Source organism: Halomonas sp. JS92-SW72 (assembly GCF_003547075.1).
GTDB classification, from domain to species: Bacteria; Pseudomonadota; Gammaproteobacteria; order Pseudomonadales; family Halomonadaceae; genus Halomonas; species Halomonas alkalicola.
In genome coordinates this window covers 2,051,673-2,071,023 of sequence record NZ_CP032147.1, presented here as the reverse complement: position 1 = coordinate 2,071,023, position 19,351 = coordinate 2,051,673, and the positions used below count along the sequence as shown (strand labels likewise).

Sequence of the window (19,351 nt, the reverse complement as noted above, 5' to 3'; positions counted from 1 at the left end):
TGTCGGCAGGCATCGTTGTCGTGCGATTGCCCTGCATGATGCATGGTGGATAGTGGGCAATGAGAGGCGAAAATGAATCCCAGACTTTCGTATCATGAGAAAAATACGATTCAATGCGGTGTCAACGAATCCTTGCCAATCAAGAGGATGGGGGCGTGTTTCTGCTGAGTTACACGAGGTGCGTCAGTCAGGTTAGGACGATGGTATAGGGGGTGTGAGAGGGGCGGTCGGGGGCGGGCGAGGCAGGACTTGGACGATCGTCTAAGGAGGAGGAGGAAGACCAAAGTCGCAGGATCGCTGCGTTCGCGGCCGAGGCTTGGACGATCGTATAGGGGGCCAAAGGGGGAGACGATCGTCTAGCTTATAAGGGCGACGGGGAGGTTGCTATGCTGCCACCAGTCTCAGGAGACCCAACAACAACCCCAACAATCATCCGGTGGCGGTCACAACGCCGTTTTCCTCTCCGGCCCCCTCGTCTATCGATCGCCAGCTGGCGGCGGCGCGGCAGGGGGGCTTGAGTCGGTACGCCGCCCGCGAGGTCTGCGCCATGGTCGAGGTCGATCTTTCCCAGCCGCCGTTCACCCTGCTCGACGAGGCAGGCCGCGAGCGGGTTCGCCAGGGCGTGGACCTGGCCTACTTCGATCGCGACGAGATCATCCTCGAGACGGGGCAGGCCGGTGAGAACCTCTTCCTGATCCACAAGGGGGAGGTGGCGGAAGTCGACCCCACCCTGCCTGCGGCCCGCTCGCGCATCGGCCACTACACCCGCGGCGACCTCTTCGGCGCCATCAGCATCCTCAACGGCAAGAGCCGCTACCGCTTCCGTGCCGAGCAGGAGAGCCTCTGCTACCTGCTGCCCAAGGCGCTCTTCCTCGAGCTCTGCGATGACTGTCCCCCCTTCGCGGAGTTCTTCCGCCAGACCCTGGCCCACAAGGCGCGCCTGCTTACCGAGCAGCGCGCCGAAGGCGGGGTGACCATGGCCGGTTTCATGCTGGCCCGGGTCGACGAGTGCATGCGTGAGCCGCTGGTCGTGCCGGCCGCCACGACCATTGCCGAGGCGGTGACCACCATCAACGAGCGCCATGCCGACAGCCTGCTGGTGGCGGGTGACGCCGGCCCCGGCATGATCACCAAGACCGACCTGCTCAACGCCCTGGTGGTGGAGGAGCGCGACCGTGACAGTGCCCTGGACGGGGTCGGCAGTGCCGAGCTGATCACGGTGGGGCCGGGGCAGTACCTGTTCGAGGCGCTGGTGGTGATGACCCGCCACAAGGTGGAGCGGGTGGTGGTGATGGAGAAGGGGGTGCCGGTGGGGGTCGTCGAGCTCACCGACGTGCTCAGCTACTTCTCGAGCCGCAGCTACGTGGTCAGCCTGCAGGTCGAGCAGGCCGAGAGCCTCGAGGCCCTGGCCGCCGCCAGTCGCCGCACGCCCGAGCTGGTCAAGGCGCTGATGGCCCAGGGGGTCAAGCTGCGCTTCGCCATGGGCCTGCTGGCGGCGCTCAACGGACGGATCATGCACAAGGCTTGGGGCTTCCTGGTCGACGAACGCTACCACCGCGACAGCTGCCTGATGGTGATGGGCAGCGAGGGGCGCGGCGAGCAGATCCTCAAGACCGACCAGGACAACGGCCTGATCCTGACCGACGACCTGGAGTGGCCCGGCTGCGCCGAGCAGATGCAGCGACTCACCGAGACCCTGATCGAGCTGGGCTACCCGCCCTGTCCCGGCAACATCATGGTCTCCAACCCCGAGTGGGTCGGCACCGTGACCCAGTGGCGCGAGCGCATCGCCCGCTGGGCCGAGAAGCGGGACGGCGACAGCCTGATGAAGCTGGCGATCATGCTCGACTCCCATGCGGTGGCCGGTAACCCGGCTCTGCTCGACCGGGTGCGTGACGAGCTGTTCGCGCGCTGCTCCGGCGACGAGCTGCTGCTCTCCTACTTCGCCCGCACCATCCTGCGCTTCTCCACGCCGCTGACCCTGTTCGGCTCGCTCAAGCGGCCCCAGCATGGCATCGACATCAAGAAGGGCGGCATCTTCCCCATCGTTCACGGGGTGCGGGTGATGGCCCTGGAGCGGCGCATCCGGCCGACCTCCACCCTGGAGCGGCTGGATGCCCTGGCGGCGGACGGCCGCCTGGAGCCGCGCTTCGCCGAGGACCTCGGCGAGGCGCTGTCGCTGTTCACCGAGCTGCGCCTCAAGCAGCAGCTCGCCCATCTGGACAGCGGTGGCGAGCGCAAGCCCGACCGCGTGGTGGTACAGGAGCTCTCCTCGCTGGAGCGCGACCTGCTGCGCGAGGCGCTGCATATCGTCAAGGACTTCAAGCAGCGCCTCTCGCACCGCTTTCATCTGGAGTATTCGTGACGGCCCGAGGCTGCACGAAGGCATGACGATGCACGAAGGAACGACAATCACAACAGGAGACCCCTCATGCTCAAGGTCCTGCGGCGCGCTGCCGACCGAAGACGGCACGCCAACGGCGACTACGCCTGGCTCTTCCACCCCTATACCGGTGACGAGATGGTGGTCATCGATACCGAGACCACCGGGCTTGATACGCGCAGCGCGGAGCTGGTCTCCATCGCCGCCGTCAAGGTGCGTGGCGACCGGGTGCTGACCAGCGAATCCCTGGACCTGCGCCTGGCGCGCCCGGCCTCGCTGTGTGGCGATTCGATCCGCATTCACGGCCTGCGCGGCATCGACCTGGAGGGCGGCATGGCGGTGGACGAGGCGCTGGAGCGCCTGCTCGACTTCGTCGGCAATCGCCCGCTGGTGGGCTGGCACCTGGACTTCGACCTGGCGATCCTCAATCGCGAGCTGCGCCCGCGCGTCGGCTTCGAGCTGCCCAACGCCACCATCGACGTGGCCCAGCACTATCTGCGCCGCCTGCGCCGCCGCCACCCCGAGGTGGAGTCGGCGCCGCGCTTCGAGAAGGTGGCCGAGCTGCTGGACGTGCCGGTGATGGGGCGCCATACGGCGCTGGGGGATGCGGTGACCACGGCGCTGATCTTCCTGCGCCTGGAGCGCGAGACCAGCGCCCTGCGGGGCGACGCCTGAGGCGTGACGGCGTCGCCTGACGTCGCCGGCGATGGTAGGATGGGCGCCCGTCATTTTTGCCCGCACTGGCAGCGCCGACCGACATGCAAGACGCCGTGATCTTCGACCCCCGCGACACCGACGCCGAGGCCCCCGCCGCGGGGGGCTCCCCGCAGCAGGAGGCCCCCTCGCCGCTCCTCGATGCCCTGGATGCCCGGGGCAGGCGCGAGTTCAACAAGCTCCAGAAGCGCCTGCGCCGCCAGGTCGGCAACGCCATCATCGACTACGGCATGATCCACGAGGGCGACCGGGTGATGGTCTGCCTCTCCGGCGGCAAGGACAGCTACACCCTGCTCTCGATCCTGCGCAGCCTGCAGCGCAACGCCCCGATCGACTTCTCGCTGGTGGCGGTCAACCTCGACCAGAAGCAGCCCGGTTTCCCCGAGCAGGTGCTGCCCGAGTACCTCGAGTCCATCGGCGTCGAGTACCATATCCTCGAGCGCGACACCTACTCGGTGGTCAAGGAGAAGACGCCGGAAGGCAAGACCACCTGCGCGCTCTGCTCGCGGCTGCGCCGCGGCTCCCTCTACGGCTTCGCCGAGGAGATCGGCGCCACCAAGATCGCCCTGGGCCACCATCGCGAGGACATCCTCGAGACGCTGTTCCTCAACCTCTTCTTCGGCGGCAGCCTCAAGGCCATGCCCCCCAAGCTGCTCTCCGACGACGGCAAGAACATCCTGATCCGCCCGCTGGCCTACTGCCGCGAGGCGGATATCGCCGAGTTTGCCCGGCTGATGGCGTTCCCGATCATCCCCTGCAACCTGTGCGGTTCCCAGCCCAACCTGCAGCGCCAGGTGGTCAAGGAGATGCTCGCCGAATGGGAGAAGAAGCACCCCGGGCGCCTGGAGAGCATGTTCAAGGCGGTGACCAACGTGGCGCCGTCGCAGCTGGCCGACCGCGAGCTGTTCGACTTCGCCGGGCTCGAGGAGACACAGGCGCGGCGGCAGGCCAGCCGCATCGAACTGCTGAACGAGTAGCCCTGGCGCCGGCGCCAGGGCTCGGGAACTCATGGCTCGAAAACCAGAAACCCCCATCGGGCACTCGCCCGATGGGGGTTTCTGCGTCAGGGGGGAGGCCAGGCGGCCCGGTGCTACTTGGCCCCTTCCTCCTCGGCGACCTGGATCAGCGACTCCAGGTCGAGGATATGCACCTCGCGGCCCGAGACCTCCACCAGGCCCTGGCTCTGGAAGCGGCCGAGGATGCGGCTGACGGTCTCCACCGCCAGGCCGAGGTAGTTGCCGATATCGGCCCGGGACATGGAGAGCCGGAAGCTGTAGGGGGAGTAGCCGCGCCGGCGGAAGCGGTCGGAGAGGCTGGTGAAGAAGCTGGCCAGGCGCTGGTCGGCGGTCTTGCGAGAGAGCAGGCGCATCATGCGGCGGTCGTCGCGCAGCTCCTTGCTCATGCTGCGATAGAGCTGGCCGCGCAGTTCGGGGAGGGACTCCGACAGCTGGTCCAGGCGATCGAAGGGGATCTCGCACACGGTGGTGGTCTCCAGGGCCACCACGGTGCCGGGATACTGCTCCTCGTCGATGCCGTCCAGCCCCACCAGCTCGCTGGGCAGGTAGAAGTTGGTCAGCTGGTCGTCGCCGCTGCCCTCGGTGGTCACCTGCTTGAGGCTGCCCGAGCGCACCGCATAGACGCTGGTGAAGGGGCTGTCCTGGCGGAACAGGGTCTCGCCCTTCTTGAGGGGCGCGCGCCGGCGGATGATGGCGTCGAACTGGTCCATGTCCTGAACCTCGAGGGCCAGCGGCAGGCAGAGCGAACTCAGGCTGCAGGTCTGGCAGCGAGTCTCGTGCAGTACAGAGCGCCGCCTTCCGGTCAGGCTATCGGGCATGGCCGCCCCCTCCTTGATCATGATCATGTCGACCATTATGGAGGAAACTTCGGACAGGGCAAACCACCTCCAAGGAGGTAGGCCCGTCCGGCCCGGCTCACGCCACCGGGGTGGCCTCGGGGTCGAAGGCGGCGAGCAGGTGGGTCAGGCCCCAGAGCCCGTCGGGGGTTACCCGCAGGCGCTCGCCGTGGCGCTCGAGCAGCCCCGCCCGGCAGAAGGGGGCGAGGCGCTCGAGGGCACCGGCCAGGGCCGCGCCGGCGTCGAGCCCATGGGCCTGCGAGAGTGCGGCCAGGTCCAGCTCGCGGCGACAGGCGAGCGTCTCGATGGCATCCCGGCGCAGGCGTTCGGCCGCGTCCAGCCGGTAGGCGGCGCTGGCGGGCAGCTGGCTGGCGTCCAGCGCCGTCTCGTAGTCGGCCAGGCTCAGGGCGTTGCGGGCCAGGGTATCGCCGACCCGGCTGAGGGCGGCGACCCCGAGGCCGAGCTGGTCGCCGGGCGGGTAGTGGGTGTAGCCCTGCAGATCGCGGGCCAGGCGGCCCTCCCCCAGGGCCTGGGCCAGGCTGTCATCGGGGCGGGCAAACTGGCCGAGCCCGATGTGCACGTAGCCGGCGTCATCCAGCCGCTCGCGAGCCGCCTCGAGGATCGCCAGGCGGGTGGCGGTGTCGGGCAAGTCCTCGGCGTCGATCTCGCGCTGGGGACGGTAGCGCTCCGGCAGGTGGGCGTAGCGGCGCAGGGTGATGCGCGCCGGGGTCATGGCGATCACCTGCTCGAGGGTCTCCCCGAAGCCGTGGGGGGTCTGCAGCGGCAGGCCCACGATCAGGTCCAGGTTGAGGGAGTGGAAGCCGAGGCGTTCGGCCTCGTCCACCAGGGACTCGGTCAGCACCCGGGGTTGGACCCGGTTGATCGCCTTCTGGACGCGCAGGTCGAGCTCCTGGACGCCGAGGCTCAGGCGGTTGAAGCCCAGCGCCTGCAGGTGGCGCAGGGTGAAGACATCGGCCTCGCGGGGGTCGATCTCGATGCTGAAGTCGCGACCCCGGGCGCCGGACAGCCCGAAGCGGGCGTCGAGGCGGTCGAACAGGTCGCCCATCTGGTCCAGGGAGAGGAAGGCGGGGGCGCCGCCACCCCAGTGCAGGCGTTGCACGGCCGGGAGGCGGCCCAGCAGTCGGCTCACCAGCACCATCTCGCGGTCGAGCCGCGTGAGGTAGGGCTCGGCCTGGCGGCTGTCCCGTGAGGGCACCCGCTGGGAGGCGCAGAAGCGGCACGCCTGCCGGCAGAAGGGCAGGCGCACGTGCAGCGCCAGCGGCGCATCGGGGGAGCGCTCGACCAGGGCCCGGGTCAGCGCCGCGGGGCCGTCCCCCGTCGCCAGGCGGGCGGCGTCGGGGTAGGTCAGATAGTGCGATCCGTCGTGGTCATGGTACTGCATCGAGGGCCTGCTTCCGGCAGTCCAGGATGGCCCGGCGCGATCGTTGCGTTTCGCCTGAACGGGCATGACGGCGCTCCCGGCTATGGATGTGCTCTCCATGCTAGGGCGGCTTGGCGCCGGCGGCGTTGAGCTGCGTCAATCCGGCGTGGAATAGTGCCGAATCAGCCGTGACCCTGAGCGGGCAGCATCAGCCACAGCTGCCACAGGGCGAAGGCGATGATCGACAGCGCGGCGATGCTGCGGGTGGCCCGGTGACGAATCAGCCCCCCCAACTGGTGCGCCGCCAGGCCGGTGGCGAGCAGCGCCGGCAGGGTGCCGAGGCCGAAGGCGCCCATCAGGGCGGCCCCCTTGAGCGGGTCGGCCATGGCCAGGCTCCAGGCCAGCATCGAGTAGACCAGCCCGCAGGGCAGCCAGCCCCATACCGCGCCGAGCGCCACGGCCTGGGGCACCCTCACCACCGGCATCAGCCGCCGGCCCACCGGCTCCAGGTGGCGCCACAGGCGCCTGCCGAGCGCCTCGACCCGCAGCAGCCCCTTCCACCAGTCGGCGATATAGAGTGCCATCAGGATCAGCATGACGGCGGCAAGGCCCTGCAGGGCGATGCGCATGCCGGGGGTGAGGCTGAGCAGGGTGCCGAGGGCGGCGACCAGGGCGCCGGCCACCATGTAGCTCACCATGCGCCCCAGGTTGTAGCCCAGCAGCAGGCCCGCGAGGCGGGCAGGGGAACGCATGCTGGGGGGCACGGCGAAGGTCAGGGCACTCATGATGCCGCCGCACATGCCGATGCAGTGGGCACCTCCCAGCAGGCCGAAGACGAAGGCCGCTACGAGGGGCGGTAGGCCGAGTCCGGTGGGATCCATCAGGGCTCCGGGTCGGCGTCGCGACGCTCCTGCGCGGCGCGCTCGCGGGCCTCGCGGCGGCGCTGGCGCTCCTCGGGGGGGAGGTCGTTCTCGTCCTCGTCGAAGAGGATGCGATGGGCGGGGCCCTCCAGATCCTCGAACTGGTCGTGCTTGACCGCCCAGAAGAAGGCCCAGACGGCCAGACCCAGCAGGGTCAGCGACAGTGGGATCAGCAGATAGAGAATGCTCATGGGGTCACCCGGCTCGGTTCAGGGGATGGCGTCGGCAGCGGGGCGGAGGGCATGGCGCGGCTGTGGAAACGGTTGAGGCGCAGGGCGTTGCCCACCACCACCAGGGAGCTGGCCGACATGCCCATGGCGGCCAGCCAGGGGGGCACCAGCCCCACGGCGGCGATGGGCATGGCGGTGAAGTTGTAGCACACCGACCAGATCATGTTCTGGCGCATCACCCGGCGGGTGGCGCGGCTGATCTCGACCGCCTCGGCGATGCGTGACAGGCGCGGGCTGAGCAGGATGGCATCGGCGCTGGTGCGTGCCAGGTCGGTGGCGCCGTTCATGGCGATGGCCACGTCGGCACCGGCCAGCACCGGCACGTCGTTGATGCCGTCCCCGACCATGGCGACCTTCTCGCCCGCAGCCTGGCACTCGCGGATACGCTCAAGCTTCGCCTCGGGGCTGGCGCCGCCGCGCCAGGTGGGGATGTCGAGGCGCCGGGCGAGGTCGCCGGCGGCTTCTGGAGTGTCGCCGGAGAGCAGCTCGACCTCAAGGCCCAGCATCTTGAGCGCTGCCACGGTGTCGGCGGCATCCTCGCGGATCCTGTCCTGCAGGGCGAACCAGGCCCGTGGCTCGCCCTCCTCGGCGAGCAGCAGCCACTGCCCCTCGCCGGGTGCTGCGGGCGTCGCGTCCGGGACGGCGAACTCGGCCTTGCCGAGCCGCCAGCGGCGGCCGTCGAGGGTGCCCTCGAGGCCCTGGCCGGTGCGGCTGGCCACCTCGGAGGCGTGCACCGTGGCCAGCCGGTAGGGATGGAAGGCCCGGGCGATGGGGTGCTCGGAGCGCGCCTCCAGGGCGGCCGCCAGGGTGCGCGCCCGCGCGGCGTCGAGCCCACCCAGGGGTCGCGTCTCCACCAGCGTCATCTGGCCGCTGGTCAGGGTGCCGGTCTTGTCGAGGATCACCCGGTCGATCTGGGAGAGCGCCTCGATGGCATCGGCGCGGGTCACCAGCACGCCACGGCGGCGCAGCTGGCCGTGGCCGGCGGTGAGCGCGGTGGGGGTGGCCAGGGCCAGGGCGCAGGGGCAGGTGACCACCAGCACCGAGAGCATGATCCAGGGCATGCGCGCCGGGTCGATGAACCACCAGGTGATGGTGACGACGGCGGTGACCACCAGCAGGCGCAGCACGAAGAGGTGGGCCATGCGCGCCGCCATCTGCGCCAGGCGCGGGCGGCTGGCGAAGGCGCGGTCGGTGAGGTCGACGATGCCAGCGACGCGGGCGTCGCGCCCGGCGTGGGTGACGCGCACCACCAGGGGGCTCTCGATGTTCTGGCTGCCGCCGGTGACGGTGTCGCCGAGACGGCGGGTGACCGGCAGGTACTCGCCGGTGAGCATGGACTCGTCGAGGCTCGATTCGCCGTCCTCGATCACCCCGTCGGCGGGCACGCCGTGGCCGGGCTTGACCAGCACGCGGTCGCCGGCAGCCAGTTCGCTGGCCGGCAGGATGCGCTCCTCCCCCTCGTCGGTGAGGCGAATGGCCGAGAGTGGCAGGGCGCCGGCCATGGCGTTGCCGCTGTGGCCGCTGCGGCGTCGGGCGCGGGCCTCCACGTAGCGCCCGAAGAGCAGGAAGAAGGTGAACATTGCCGCCGAGTCGAAGTAGACCTCGCCCTTGCCGGTGATCACCGCAAAGCCGCTGGCGGCGTAGGCGAAGCCGATGGCCAGGGAGACCGGCACGTCCATGCCCAGCACCCGGGTGCGCAGGTCGCGCACGGCGTTGCGGAAGAAGGGCGCCGCCGAGAAGAACACCACCGGGGTGGTCAGGGCGAAGGAGAGCCAGTGGAAGAGGGCGTGGAAGTCCTCGCTGATGCCCTCGGGGCCGGCCACGTAGATGGGGATGGAGAACATCATCACCTGGGCCATGCCCACCGCGGCGATGATCAGCCGGCGCACGTTCATGCGCTCCTCATGCTGCAGGCGCGCCTGGGCCTCGTCCGGCTCGTAGGGCTGGGCCTGGTAGCCGATGGCGGCCATCTCGGCCAGCAGGCGCGACAGCTTGACCGCCTCGGGGTCCCAGCTCACCCGCACACGGTGGTGGGTCAGGTTGACGGCGCTGGAGGCGACGCCGGGCAGGGCATTGAGGCGGTGCTCGATCAGCCAGGCGCAGGCGGCACAGGTGATGCCGTCCACCGCCAGGGTGGCGTGCACCCGGCCGCTGTCGTCGCCCTCCGCGTGGACGAACTGGCGCTGCAGCCCCGGATCGTCGAACACCGCCCAGGTCTCGGCGCGCACGGCGTCGCGCTCGTCGGGGCGTTCCGGCAGCTCGGTGCGGAAGCGGTAGTAGCTCGCCAGGCCGCCATCGACGATGGCGTGGGCCACCGCCTCGCAGCCGGGGCAGCAGAGTGGCTGGCGGGTGTCATCGAGGGTGATCGACCAGGGGGCGCCGGGGGGAACCCGGCTGCCGCAGTGGTAGCACTCCGCCGAGCCGACAGCGACGGCGTCACTCATGGGCGCAGGATACCTTGCCGCTCAGGCATGTCAGGCGTCGCCGTCGGGTGCGGCCCGGCCGGGCGTCAGGCGCACGGCCTCCTCCTCGGGGAAGCGTGCCTCGCCCACCAGGCGCCATTCGGGATCGTCGTCCTGGGGCTGCAGCTGCAGGTACCAGCGGTAGCGCAGGTTGTCGGGGGCCTGGCCCAGGTAGCGACCGTCGCGCACGTGCTCCAGGGTAAGCTCGATGTCGCGATCGTCCTGGGTGGGGAAGATCAGCTCGAAGTCGAGCCTCTCGGGGAAGCCGTTGCCGCCCTCCAGGTCGACGACCACGTCGCTGGTGAGCGGGTCGATGCGCAGGCTGGCAGAGAGCCCCAGTTCGGCGGCGCGCTCCTGCTTGGCCAGCACCATGTTGATGGCGCGGCCATGTTCGTAGTAGTCCTCCTGCACCATGCCGTCGGCGCTCCGCACGGCCAGCACCGCCAGGGTGCTGCTGGCGGTGATCGAGGTGAACAGGAGGCCGAGCAGCAGCCAGGGCCAGAACTGCTTGTACCAGGGGGTCACGGTGTTGGACATGTCATCTCCGGATCTCGCCGATGAAGCGGGTCTCGCGCTCCATGGCGATGCGTGGGTGGTCATCCGCCTCGATGCGCAGGGTGATGGGGTGGCTGGGGCGCTCGATCACCGCCGGGTCGGCAGTGATCGTCACCACGGCGCGGCGGCTGTCGCCGGCGGGCACCGTGAGGCGCTCGGTATCCAGGGCCAGCCCCGGCAGGCCCGAGGCCTCCAGGCGATAGCTGTGTTCCTGGCCGTCCAGGTTGCGCACCATCAGCACATAGACGTTGCTCAGCCGGCCCTCGCGGGTCAGCTGGTAGAGCTGGGTACGTTCGCGCTCCACCTCGAAGCCCAGCGGCATGCGGTCGGTCACGGCCCAGGCGAAGACCCCGATCATCACCAGCAGCGCCGCCAGGTAGCCCATCAGGCGCGGCCGCAGGATATGGGTGGGCTTGCCCTCCAGGGCGTTCTCGGTGGTGTAGCGGATCAGGCCGCGGGGGTAGCCCATGCGGTCCATCACGCTGTCGCAGGCGTCGATGCAGGCCGCGCAGGTGATGCATTCGTACTGCAGGCCGTCGCGGATGTCGATGCCGGTGGGGCAGACCTGCACGCAGAGGTCGCAGTCGATGCAGTCGCCGTGGCCGGCGGCCCGGGCCTGCTCATGGGTGAGCGTTTTCTTGCGCGCCCCGCGCGGCTCGCCGCGCCCCCTGTCGTAGGAGACGATCAGGGTGTCGCGGTCGAACATCACCGACTGGAAGCGGGCGTAGGGGCACATGTAGATGCACACCTGCTCGCGCAGCCAGCCGGCGTTGAGGTAGGTGAAGACCAGGAAGAAGCCGACCCAGAAGTAGGACCAGCCGTGGGCCTGCAGGGTCGGCAGGTCGATCACCAGCTGGCGAATCGGCGTGAAGTAGCCGACGAAGGTCACCCCGGTGGCCAGGGCGATGACCAGCCAGATGGCGTGCTTGGCGCCCTTGCGCCACAGCGTGTCGGCGTTCATGGGCTGGCTGTCGAGCTTGATGCGCCGGTGGCGGCTCCCCTCCAGGCGATGCTCGAACCAGATGAACAGGAAGGTCCAGACGCTCTGTGGGCAGGTGTAGCCGCACCAGACGCGGCCGGCGAACACCGTGATGAAGAAGAGCCCGAAGGCGCAGATGATCAAGAGCCAGGAGAGCAGCATGAACTCCTGGGGATAGAAGGTGGCGGCCAGGATATGGAACTCGCGGCCGGGCAGGTCGAACCAGATCGCCGGGCGGTCCCCCCAGGGGACCCAGGGCATCACGAAGAACAGCAGCATCAGCAGCCAGTTGGCGCCGCGCCTCACGCGTTGGAAGAGCCCCTTGATCTCCCGCACATAGATATGGCGACGCTTGGCGTACATCTCCTGCTGCACCGTGGCGCCGGGCGCATGGTGCTCGACCGGTGACGGTGTGACATCGCGGGCGGGGATCTTGTCGCTCATGGCAGGCTCACGGCAGGGAGGAGGGGAGGGCCGGCGCTGATCTTGCGGCACTCATTGTATCGAGTCGCCGGTCCAACGAGAAAGGGTGCGACCTGACGCCGCACCCTTCCGCTGGTTCCTGGCTCTCGGGTCAGTCCCGGAAGCGCAGGCTGTAGACGTAGGCGGCCACCAGGTGGACGCGCTCCTCGCCGATGTAGGCTGCCTGAGCCGGCATGTGGCCGTTGCGGCCGTTGCGCAGCGTCTGGCGCACGGAGTCCGCCACGCTCTGACCGGGCGCCTGGTAGAGCCAGATGTCGTTGGTCAGGTTGGGCGCGCCCAGCGCCTGGTTGCCGGTGCCGTCGGGCATGTGGCAGGCCGCGCAGACCGAGGCATAGGTGGCCGCACCGCGCTCGGCGCGCTCCTCGTCATGCTCCAGGCCGGAGAGGGCGAGGACATGCTGGGTGACGTTCTCGATGTTGGTCTCGCCGAGCTGCTGCCAGGAAGGCATCAGGCCGTTGCGGCCCCGCACCAGGGTCTGGACGATCTGCTCGGGCTCGCCGCCGTAGAGCCAGTCGTCGTTGGTCAGGTTGGGGAAGCCGTAGCCGCCCTGGGCGTTGGAGCCGTGGCACACCGCGCAGTTGTTGAGGTAGATGCGCTCGGCCACCTGCATGGCGTCGGCGTCGCGAGCCAGCTCGGGGATCGGGATCTCCTGGTACTGGGCGAAGATCGGCGTGAAGCGCTCCTCGGCGCGGGCGACCTCTTCCTCCCACTGCCCCTCCTGGGTCCAGCCCAGCACGCCGGCGAAGTTGCCGAGGCCGGGGTAGAGCACCAGGTAGCCCAGCGAGAAGATCACGGTGCCCACGTAGAGCTGGAACCACCAGCGCGGCAGCGGATTGTCGTACTCCTCGATGCCATCGGCGGCGTGCCCGGTGGTCTCGATGTTGCCATCGGCGTCGGGGGTCTTGTCGGTCTTGCGGTTGGCGTAGAGCAGCCAGAAGGCAAGGCCGATGGAGCCCAGCGTGATGACGATGATCCAGGCGCTCCAGAACCCGGAAAGGGAGTCACCCCAGAGATTGTTCATGTGTTCCTGTCTCCCTTGCTCTTGCGGGAATCCGCCCCGTTCGGCGAGGCGCTCCTGTCACGGTTCGGTTGCTCATCATCATCATCGGCGAAGGGCAGGTGGGCCGCCTCGTCGAAATCCGGCTTGCGGCGCTTCGAGTAGGCCCACCAGGTGATGCCGAGGAAGGCCACGATCAGCAGACCGGTGATAATGCCGCGGAAAGTCCCGGTATCCATGCTCAGCGGGTTCCCTCGAGTACCGTGCCGAGCTGCTGAAGGTAGGCGATCAGCGCGGTGATCTCCTGCTGGCCGCGTACCTCGCGGGTGGCGTTGGCGATGTCCTCGTCGGTGTAGGGCACGCCCACCATGCGCAGCGCCTCCATCTTCCTCGGCGTGTTGCTGCCGTCCAGGGTGCGCTCGAAGAGCCACGGGTAGGAGGGCATGATCGACTCGGGCACCACGTCGCGCGGGTTGTACATGTGGGCGCGGTGCCAGTCATCGCTGTAGCGGCCGCCGACGCGGGCCAGGTCCGGACCGGTGCGCTTGGAGCCCCACAGGAAGTTGTGGTCGTAGACCGACTCGCCGGCCACGCTGTAATGGCCGTAGCGCTCGGTCTCGGCGCGGAATGGGCGGATCATCTGCGAGTGGCAGCCGACGCAGCCCTCGCGGCGATAGATGTCGCGGCCTTCCAGCTCCAGGGCGGAGAGCGGACGCAGCCCGTCCACCGGCTCCGTGGTCTGCTTCTGGAAGAACAGCGGCACGACCTCGGCCAGGCCGCCGAAGCTGATGACGACAAGGATCAGCACGGCGAGCAGGCCAACGTTCTTTTCGACAATCTCGTGTTTCATTGGTGTCGGTATCCCCGGTTGGCTCAGGCAGTCTGCGGAAGCGGCTGACGAGCGCCTTCGCCGCGCTTGACGGTCATGGTGACGTTGTAGGCCATGATCAGCATGCCCACGACCCAGCACAGGCCGCCGATCAGGCGCACGATGTAGCCCGGGCCGCTGGCCTCGACGGACTCGATGAAGGTGTACATCAGGGTGCCGTCGGGGTTGATGGCGCGCCACATCAGGCCCTGCAGGATGCCGTTGACCCACATGGAGGCGATGTAGAGCACGGTGCCGATGGTGGCCAGCCAGAAGTGCACGGCGATCAGGCCCACGGAGTGCATCTCGGTGCGGCCGAACAGGCGCGGAATCAGGTGGTACATGGAGCCGATGGTGATCATCGCCACCCAGCCCAGGGCGCCGGCGTGCACGTGACCGATGGTCCAGTCGGTGTAGTGGGAGAGGGCGTTGACGGTCTTCACCGCCATCATCGGCCCCTCGAAGGTGGACATGCCGTAGAAGGAGAGGGCCACCACCAGGAAGCGCAGGGTCGGGTCGGTGCGCAGCTTATGCCAGGCGCCGGAGAGGGTCATCATGCCGTTGATCATGCCGCCCCAGGAGGGTGCCAGCAGGATGATCGACATCACCATGCCCAGCGACTGGGCCCAGTTGGGCAGGGCGGTGTAGTGCAGGTGGTGCGGACCCGCCCACATGTAGACCATGATCAGCGACCAGAAATGGACGATGGAGAGGCGATAGGAGTAGACCGGGCGCTCGGCCTGCTTGGGCACGAAGTAGTACATCATCCCCAGGAAGCCGGCGGTCAGGAAGAAGCCCACCGCGTTGTGGCCGTACCACCACTGCACCATGGCGTCGATGGCGCCGGCATAGATGGAGACCGAGTACATGGCGGTGACCGGGATGGCGGCGTTGTTGACGATATGCAGCACCGCGACGGTCAGGATGAAGGCGGCGAAGAACCAGTTGGCCACGTAGATGTGGGAGGTCTTGCGCTGCTTGATGGTCATCAGGAAGACCAGGGCATAGGTGACCCACACCACCGCGATCAGGATGTTGATCGGCCACTCCAGCTCGGCGTACTCCTTGGTGGTGGTGTAGCCCAGCGGCAGGGTGATCACCGCGGACAGGATCACCGCCTGCCAGCCCCAGAAGGTGAAGGCGGCCAGCTTGTCGGACCACAGTCGGGTCTGGCAGGTCCGCTGAACCACGTAGTAGGAGGTGGCGAACAGCGCGGAACCCCCGAAGGCAAAGATCACGGCATTGGTGTGCAGCGGCCGCAGGCGACCGAAGCTGGTCCAGGGCAGATCGAGGTTGAGTTGCGGCCATACCAGTTGTGCGGCGAGGATGACGCCGAGGAGCATGCCGACGATGCCCCACACTACTGTCATGATCGCGAACTGCCGAACTACCTTGTAGTTGTAGGTCGGGTGTTCAAGTGCTGTGCTCATGTCAGGTTCCCATCGAACGCGGTAGCGGGTTTGAAGCTGCGTCAGTTTGCCACGGACCCAGCGCCCCCAGGATGATGCAGGTCAAGACGGCCCGGATTCTATCGCAGCCCGCCTCAATCCTGAACACGCCAATCGGTGTAGTCGAAGAACTCACGGGGAGATCCCTTGTCACATTATGCCGCCCAGGATTACGAGCCCATTACCTCGGTCCGATGTCTCGAGCGCCTGCTCGAGGGGGAGCGTGGCCGCTGGCAGTTGCCCGAGGGGCCGCTGGAAGTGCGCGGCGAGGCCCGTGTCGGACGCCTGCTGATGGCCCACGGCGCGGGCGTCGGCCAGGATTCCACGTTCCTGGAACGCCTCCGCGATGCCCTGGCCGAGCACGGGCTCCAGACCCTGGCCATCGAGTTCGCCTACCTGCAGCAGATGCGCCGCGAGGCGCGCCGTCGACCACCCCCGCGGGTCGAGCGCCTGGTGGAGGAGCTGGCCCGCTGGTGCGACATTCTGACACACCCTGCGCTTCCCCCGCTGTGGCTCGGCGGCAAGTCGATGGGCGGCCGCGTGGCGAGCCTGCTGGCGGCCCGCGATGGTGCCCCGGGGCTGATCCTGTGCGGCTACCCCTTCCATCCGCCGCGCAAGCCCGAGTCGCTGCGTCTCGCCCACTGGCCGCTGATTGCCTCTCCTACCCTGGTGGTGCAGGGCAGCCGCGACCCCTTCGGCAGCCGCGACGAGATCGCCGGCTACGACCTGGGCGGTGCCCGCCTTCACCTGCTCGAGGATGGCGACCACGACTGGCAGCCGCGGCGCGCCAGCGGGCGTACCCAGGCATCGCTGATCGACGAGGCCGCCGAGGCGATCGCCGAGTTCATGGCCGAGCACGCCTGACCTTGGGCTGGTCGAGGGGCAAGTCGATGAAATGCCGGCAAATGGTGGTTGCCGAGGGGGTGGGCAAAAAGCGTTGACATTGGCCGGCACCCCTGTAGAATGCAGCGCCACGTGACCAGGGGTGGTTAGCTCAGCTGGGAGAGCACCAGCCTTACAAGCTGGGGGTCACAGGTTCGAACCCTGTACCACCCACCATTGCCCTCGGGCGGTCGTGGCTCACGTAGAAAGCACGCAGCGGACCGGTAGTTCAGTCGGTTAGAATGCCGGCCTGTCACGCCGGAGGTCGCGGGTTCGAGTCCCGTCCGGTCCGCCAACGTGTTTTCGTCAGGTGTCATCTTGCGGACCGGTAGTTCAGTTGGTTAGAATGCCGGCCTGTCACGCCGGAGGTCGCGGGTTCGAGTCCCGTCCGGTCCGCCAACGTGTTTTCGTCAGGTGTCATCTTGCGGACCGGTAGTTCAGTTGGTTAGAATGCCGGCCTGTCACGCCGGAGGTCGCGGGTTCGAGTCCCGTCCGGTCCGCCAACGTGTTTTCGTCAGGTGTCATCTTGCGGACCGGTAGTTCAGTTGGTTAGAATGCCGGCCTGTCACGCCGGAGGTCGCGGGTTCGAGTCCCGTCCGGTCCGCCACGATGATGGCCTGACAGCAGTAGCAAGAACAGCCGTAAAAAATGCAGCACGCTTTGCAGTTCACGTGGGTGATTAGCTCAGTTGGTTAGAGCACCAGCCTCACATGCTGGGGGTCACTGGTTCGAATCCGGTATCACCCACCACGCGGACCGGTAGTTCAGTTGGTTAGAATGCCGGCCTGTCACGCCGGAGGTCGCGGGTTCGAGTCCCGTCCGGTCCGCCAACTGCTGCAAGTGTTTCTGCCCGTGCACGGTCATGCACACGACTTCTCGAAGCCCCGAGCCCAGCCGCTCGGGGCTTCGTCGTTTCTGCCCCCTCCCTCGTTTCTGCCCCCTCCCTCGTTTCTCCCCCCTCGTTCCCGTTTTCCTCTGTCGTTTCCTGCATCGGGCTTTGCGCCTTCGCGTCCGCTGTCATACAGTTGTTTGAATTTGGATCAAGAACAAGGAGCATGCCGTGACTGCCTATCCCCATCTCTTCCGTCCCCTGACACTGGGCCACCTGACGCTGCCCAATCGGGTGCTGATGGGCTCCATGCACACCAACCTGGAGGAGGCGCCCGGCGGCTTCGAGCGCCTGGCCGCCTTCTATGCCGAGCGGGCCCGGGAGGGGGTGGCGCTGATCGTCACCGGCGGCATCGCGCCCAACCCCGAGGGCGCCGTCTTCCAGGGCGCCGCCACCCTGGAGCGGGAAGCGCAGCTGCCCGATCATCGCCGTCTGGTGGAGGCGGTGCACGCCGAGGGCGGGCGCCTCTGCCTGCAGATCCTGCATGCCGGGCGCTACGCCTATTCGCCGGAGCTGGTGGCCCCCTCGGCGATCCAGGCGCCCATCAATCCCTTCACGCCCCGGGAGCTCTCCGCCGACGAGGTGGAGCGGCAGATCGCCGACTATGTGCGCTGTGCCCGCCTGGCGCAGCAGGCCGGCTACGACGGTGTGGAGGTGATGGGCTCCGAGGGCTACCTGATCAACCAGTTCGTCTGCCGGCGCACCAACCGGCGCGACGATGCCTGGGGCGGGTCCTTCGAGAATCGCATCCGCTTCCCGGTGGAGATCGTGCGGCGCATGCGCGCGGCGGTGGGCGACGATTTCCTGATCATCTTCCGCCTCTCCATGATCGACCTGGTGGAGGAGGGCAGCACGCATGAGGAGGTGGTGGTCCTGGGGCGCGCCATCGAGGCCGCCGGCGCCAGCCTGATCAATACCGGTATCGGCTGGCACGAGGCGCGGGTGCCGACCATCGTCACCAGCGTGCCGCGGGCGGCCTTCACCGAGGTGACCCGCCGGCTGAAGGCCGAGCTCTCGGTACCGCTGATCACCACCAACCGCATCAACATGCCGGAGGTGGCCGAGCGGGTGCTGGCCGAGGGCCATGCGGACATGGTCTCCATGGCGCGCCCCTTCCTGGCCGACCCGGCCTGGGTCACCAAGGCCGCCGAGGGCCGGCCCGAGGAGATCAACACCTGCATCGCCTGCAACCAGGCCTGCCTGGACCATACCTTCGAGGGCAAGGCGACCTCCTGCCTGGTCAATCCGCGCGCCGGCCACGAGACCGAGCTCGTGATCGAGCCCGCCCGCGCGCCGCGGCGCATCGCCGTGGTGGGGGGCGGTCCGGCGGGGCTGGCGGCCGCAGTGACCGCTGCTCAGCGTGGCCATGCGGTGACCCTGTTCGAGCGCGGTTCCGAGCTGGGCGGGCAGTTCAACTACGCGCGCCGTATCCCCGGCAAGGAGGAGTTCGACGAGACCCTGCGCTACTTCCGGGTGATGCTCGACAGGCACCGGGTGCAGGTGCGCCTCAGCTGCGAGGCGGACCTCCAGGCGCTGCGCGCCTTCGATGCGGTGGTGCTGGCCAGCGGGGTGCGCCCGCGCGCCCTGGCGCTTCCCGGCAGTGACCACCCCAAGGTGATGGGTTATCCCACGGCGATCCTGCACCCGGAGCGGGTCGGGCGGCGGGTGGCGATCATCGGCGCCGGCGGGATCGGCTTCGATGTGGCGGAGCTGCTCACCCAGGGCGCGTCCTCGTCGCTGGACCGCGAGGCCTGGTGCGACGAGTGGGGCGTGGATCTCTCGGTCGCCATGCCGGGCGGGCTCAAGGCGCCGCGCCGCCCCGAGGTGCCACGCCAGGTCTTCCTGCTGCAGCGCAAAGCCTCCAAGCCCGGCCGCGGCCTCGGCAAGACCACCGGCTGGGTGCATCGCGCCTCGCTCAAGCATCGCGGCGTCGAGACGCTGGCCGGCTGTGAGTACCTGGGTGTCGACGATGACGGCCTGCATCTCCGCCAGGAGGGCGAGGTCCGCCTGCTGGCGGTCGACAGCGTGGTGGTCTGTGCCGGCCAGGAGCCGGTGCGCGAGCTGCTCGACCCGCTGCAGGGGGCGGGCATCGAGGTGCACCTGATCGGCGGCGCCGAGGAGGCCGCCGAGCTGGATGCCAAGCGTGCCATCGATCAGGGCACCCGGGTGTCGGCTGCCCTCTAGTCCCTCTAGCCCCGGGCGCTTCGCGCCTCCCTCCAGGGCCCGCCGAGCCGTCTCGGCGGGCCCTCGCCGTCTTGCGTTGGCAAAACTGCCTCCCTGCCAACGAACCCTTGGTCGTCCACAGGCT

At 68.6% G+C, this 19,351-nt stretch carries 16 protein-coding genes and 7 tRNA genes; 12 read left to right on the top strand and 11 right to left on the bottom strand.

The features are described 5' to 3' along the window. Positions 1 to 547 precede the first annotated feature (547 nt). From D1793_RS09720 to ttcA, 3 genes are all read left to right on the top strand, one after another. Positions 548 to 2,365, top strand: a complete 1,818-nt coding sequence (locus D1793_RS09720; RefSeq protein WP_119021981.1) for a putative nucleotidyltransferase substrate binding domain-containing protein — start codon at positions 548 to 550, stop codon at positions 2,363 to 2,365. A gap of 66 nt (positions 2,366 to 2,431) precedes the next feature. Then, positions 2,432 to 3,058: a 3'-5' exonuclease gene (locus D1793_RS09715; RefSeq protein WP_119021980.1), complete on the top strand. Its 627-nt coding sequence runs from the start codon at positions 2,432 to 2,434 to the stop codon at positions 3,056 to 3,058. A gap of 83 nt (positions 3,059 to 3,141) precedes the next feature. Beyond that, positions 3,142 to 4,074, top strand: a complete 933-nt coding sequence (gene ttcA / locus D1793_RS09710) for a tRNA 2-thiocytidine(32) synthetase TtcA (RefSeq protein WP_119021979.1) — start codon at positions 3,142 to 3,144, stop codon at positions 4,072 to 4,074. Positions 4,075 to 4,187: 113 nt separating this feature from the next. On the opposite strand, the gene fnr is transcribed toward ttcA, so the two are convergent. The 11 genes from fnr to ccoN all read right to left on the bottom strand — a co-directional run bounded on the left by fnr (position 4,188) and on the right by ccoN (position 15,254). Continuing rightward, entirely contained in the window at positions 4,188 to 4,931 is a 744-nt protein-coding gene (gene fnr, locus D1793_RS09705) for a fumarate/nitrate reduction transcriptional regulator Fnr (protein WP_119023644.1), read from the bottom strand. A 97-nt stretch (positions 4,932 to 5,028) separates the two neighbouring features. Continuing rightward, complete coding sequence (hemN, locus tag D1793_RS09700) at positions 5,029 to 6,351, bottom strand: oxygen-independent coproporphyrinogen III oxidase (RefSeq protein WP_162899943.1); 1,323 nt, start codon at positions 6,349 to 6,351, stop codon at positions 5,029 to 5,031. Between the two features lie 161 nt (positions 6,352 to 6,512). Then, on the bottom strand, positions 6,513 to 7,211 hold the full coding sequence (locus D1793_RS09695; protein WP_119021977.1) for a sulfite exporter TauE/SafE family protein: 699 nt from the start codon (positions 7,209 to 7,211) through the stop codon (positions 6,513 to 6,515). Beyond that, a complete protein-coding gene (gene ccoS / locus D1793_RS09690) occupies positions 7,211 to 7,441 on the bottom strand; it encodes a cbb3-type cytochrome oxidase assembly protein CcoS (protein ID WP_110068479.1) in 231 nt (76 codons plus the stop codon). Before ccoS ends, D1793_RS09695 begins: the two co-directional genes overlap by 1 nt. Continuing rightward, positions 7,438 to 9,924, bottom strand: a complete 2,487-nt coding sequence (locus tag D1793_RS09685) for a heavy metal translocating P-type ATPase (protein ID WP_119021976.1) — start codon at positions 9,922 to 9,924, stop codon at positions 7,438 to 7,440. Before D1793_RS09685 ends, ccoS begins: the two co-directional genes overlap by 4 nt. A 30-nt stretch (positions 9,925 to 9,954) precedes the next feature. Next, positions 9,955 to 10,479: a FixH family protein gene (locus tag D1793_RS09680; protein WP_119021975.1), complete on the bottom strand. Its 525-nt coding sequence runs from the start codon at positions 10,477 to 10,479 to the stop codon at positions 9,955 to 9,957. Between the two features lies 1 nt (position 10,480). Next, on the bottom strand, positions 10,481 to 11,920 hold the full coding sequence (ccoG, locus tag D1793_RS09675; RefSeq protein WP_119021974.1) for a cytochrome c oxidase accessory protein CcoG: 1,440 nt from the start codon (positions 11,918 to 11,920) through the stop codon (positions 10,481 to 10,483). A gap of 130 nt (positions 11,921 to 12,050) precedes the next feature. Beyond that, entirely contained in the window at positions 12,051 to 12,980 is a 930-nt protein-coding gene (gene ccoP / locus D1793_RS09670) for a cytochrome-c oxidase, cbb3-type subunit III (RefSeq protein WP_119021973.1), read from the bottom strand. Next, the gene (locus D1793_RS09665) at positions 12,977 to 13,195 is read right to left on the bottom strand and encodes a cbb3-type cytochrome c oxidase subunit 3 (RefSeq protein ID WP_119021972.1); all 219 of its coding nucleotides are present in this window, start codon (positions 13,193 to 13,195) and stop codon (positions 12,977 to 12,979) included. Before D1793_RS09665 ends, ccoP begins: the two co-directional genes overlap by 4 nt. A gap of 2 nt (positions 13,196 to 13,197) precedes the next feature. Continuing rightward, positions 13,198 to 13,806 (bottom strand): cytochrome-c oxidase, cbb3-type subunit II, encoded by a 609-nt coding sequence (ccoO, locus tag D1793_RS09660; protein WP_119021971.1) that lies wholly within the window; start codon positions 13,804 to 13,806, stop codon positions 13,198 to 13,200. A gap of 23 nt (positions 13,807 to 13,829) precedes the next feature. Continuing rightward, positions 13,830 to 15,254, bottom strand: coding sequence for a cytochrome-c oxidase, cbb3-type subunit I (gene ccoN, locus D1793_RS09655; protein WP_119021970.1), 1,425 nt, complete (start codon positions 15,252 to 15,254; stop codon positions 13,830 to 13,832). 165 nt (positions 15,255 to 15,419) lie between these two features. On the opposite strand from ccoN, the gene D1793_RS09650 reads away from it, so the two are divergent. From D1793_RS09650 to D1793_RS09610, 9 genes are all read left to right on the top strand, one after another. Continuing rightward, positions 15,420 to 16,136 (top strand): alpha/beta family hydrolase, encoded by a 717-nt coding sequence (locus D1793_RS09650; protein ID WP_240407634.1) that lies wholly within the window; start codon positions 15,420 to 15,422, stop codon positions 16,134 to 16,136. A 119-nt stretch (positions 16,137 to 16,255) separates the two neighbouring features. Then, positions 16,256 to 16,331: transfer RNA gene (locus tag D1793_RS09645), tRNA-Val, on the top strand. 41 nt (positions 16,332 to 16,372) lie between these two features. Next, positions 16,373 to 16,449: transfer RNA gene (locus D1793_RS09640), tRNA-Asp, on the top strand. 27 nt (positions 16,450 to 16,476) lie between these two features. Then, positions 16,477 to 16,553: transfer RNA gene (locus D1793_RS09635), tRNA-Asp, on the top strand. Between the two features lie 27 nt (positions 16,554 to 16,580). After that, positions 16,581 to 16,657, top strand: a tRNA-Asp gene (locus D1793_RS09630). Between the two features lie 27 nt (positions 16,658 to 16,684). Further along, positions 16,685 to 16,761 (top strand) — tRNA-Asp (locus D1793_RS09625). A gap of 66 nt (positions 16,762 to 16,827) precedes the next feature. Next, a tRNA-Val gene (locus D1793_RS09620) sits at positions 16,828 to 16,904 on the top strand. Between the two features lie 3 nt (positions 16,905 to 16,907). Further along, positions 16,908 to 16,984 (top strand) — tRNA-Asp (locus tag D1793_RS09615). A 230-nt stretch (positions 16,985 to 17,214) separates the two neighbouring features. Then, a complete protein-coding gene (locus D1793_RS09610) occupies positions 17,215 to 19,227 on the top strand; it encodes an NADPH-dependent 2,4-dienoyl-CoA reductase (RefSeq protein WP_162899942.1) in 2,013 nt (670 codons plus the stop codon). Positions 19,228 to 19,351: the final 124 nt, after the last annotated feature.

Excerpts from the sequence above, each read along its gene's own strand:
- D1793_RS09720 (WP_119021981.1), top strand. The coding sequence starts at position 548 with ATGGTCGAGGTCGATCTTTCCCAGCCGCCGTTCACCCTGCTCGACGAG.
- D1793_RS09715 (WP_119021980.1), top strand. The coding sequence starts at position 2,432 with ATGCTCAAGGTCCTGCGGCGCGCTGCCGACCGAAGACGGCACGCCAAC.
- ttcA (WP_119021979.1), top strand. The coding sequence starts at position 3,142 with ATGCAAGACGCCGTGATCTTCGACCCCCGCGACACCGACGCCGAGGCC.
- fnr (WP_119023644.1), bottom strand. The coding sequence starts at position 4,931 with ATGCCCGATAGCCTGACCGGAAGGCGGCGCTCTGTACTGCACGAGACT.
- hemN (WP_162899943.1), bottom strand. The coding sequence starts at position 6,351 with ATGCAGTACCATGACCACGACGGATCGCACTATCTGACCTACCCCGAC.
- D1793_RS09695 (WP_119021977.1), bottom strand. The coding sequence starts at position 7,211 with ATGGATCCCACCGGACTCGGCCTACCGCCCCTCGTAGCGGCCTTCGTC.
- ccoS (WP_110068479.1), bottom strand. The coding sequence starts at position 7,441 with ATGAGCATTCTCTATCTGCTGATCCCACTGTCGCTGACCCTGCTGGGT.
- D1793_RS09685 (WP_119021976.1), bottom strand. The coding sequence starts at position 9,924 with ATGAGTGACGCCGTCGCTGTCGGCTCGGCGGAGTGCTACCACTGCGGC.
- D1793_RS09680 (WP_119021975.1), bottom strand. The coding sequence starts at position 10,479 with ATGTCCAACACCGTGACCCCCTGGTACAAGCAGTTCTGGCCCTGGCTG.
- ccoG (WP_119021974.1), bottom strand. The coding sequence starts at position 11,920 with ATGAGCGACAAGATCCCCGCCCGCGATGTCACACCGTCACCGGTCGAG.
- ccoP (WP_119021973.1), bottom strand. The coding sequence starts at position 12,980 with ATGAACAATCTCTGGGGTGACTCCCTTTCCGGGTTCTGGAGCGCCTGG.
- D1793_RS09665 (WP_119021972.1), bottom strand. The coding sequence starts at position 13,195 with ATGGATACCGGGACTTTCCGCGGCATTATCACCGGTCTGCTGATCGTG.
- ccoO (WP_119021971.1), bottom strand. The coding sequence starts at position 13,806 with ATGAAACACGAGATTGTCGAAAAGAACGTTGGCCTGCTCGCCGTGCTG.
- ccoN (WP_119021970.1), bottom strand. The coding sequence starts at position 15,254 with ATGAGCACAGCACTTGAACACCCGACCTACAACTACAAGGTAGTTCGG.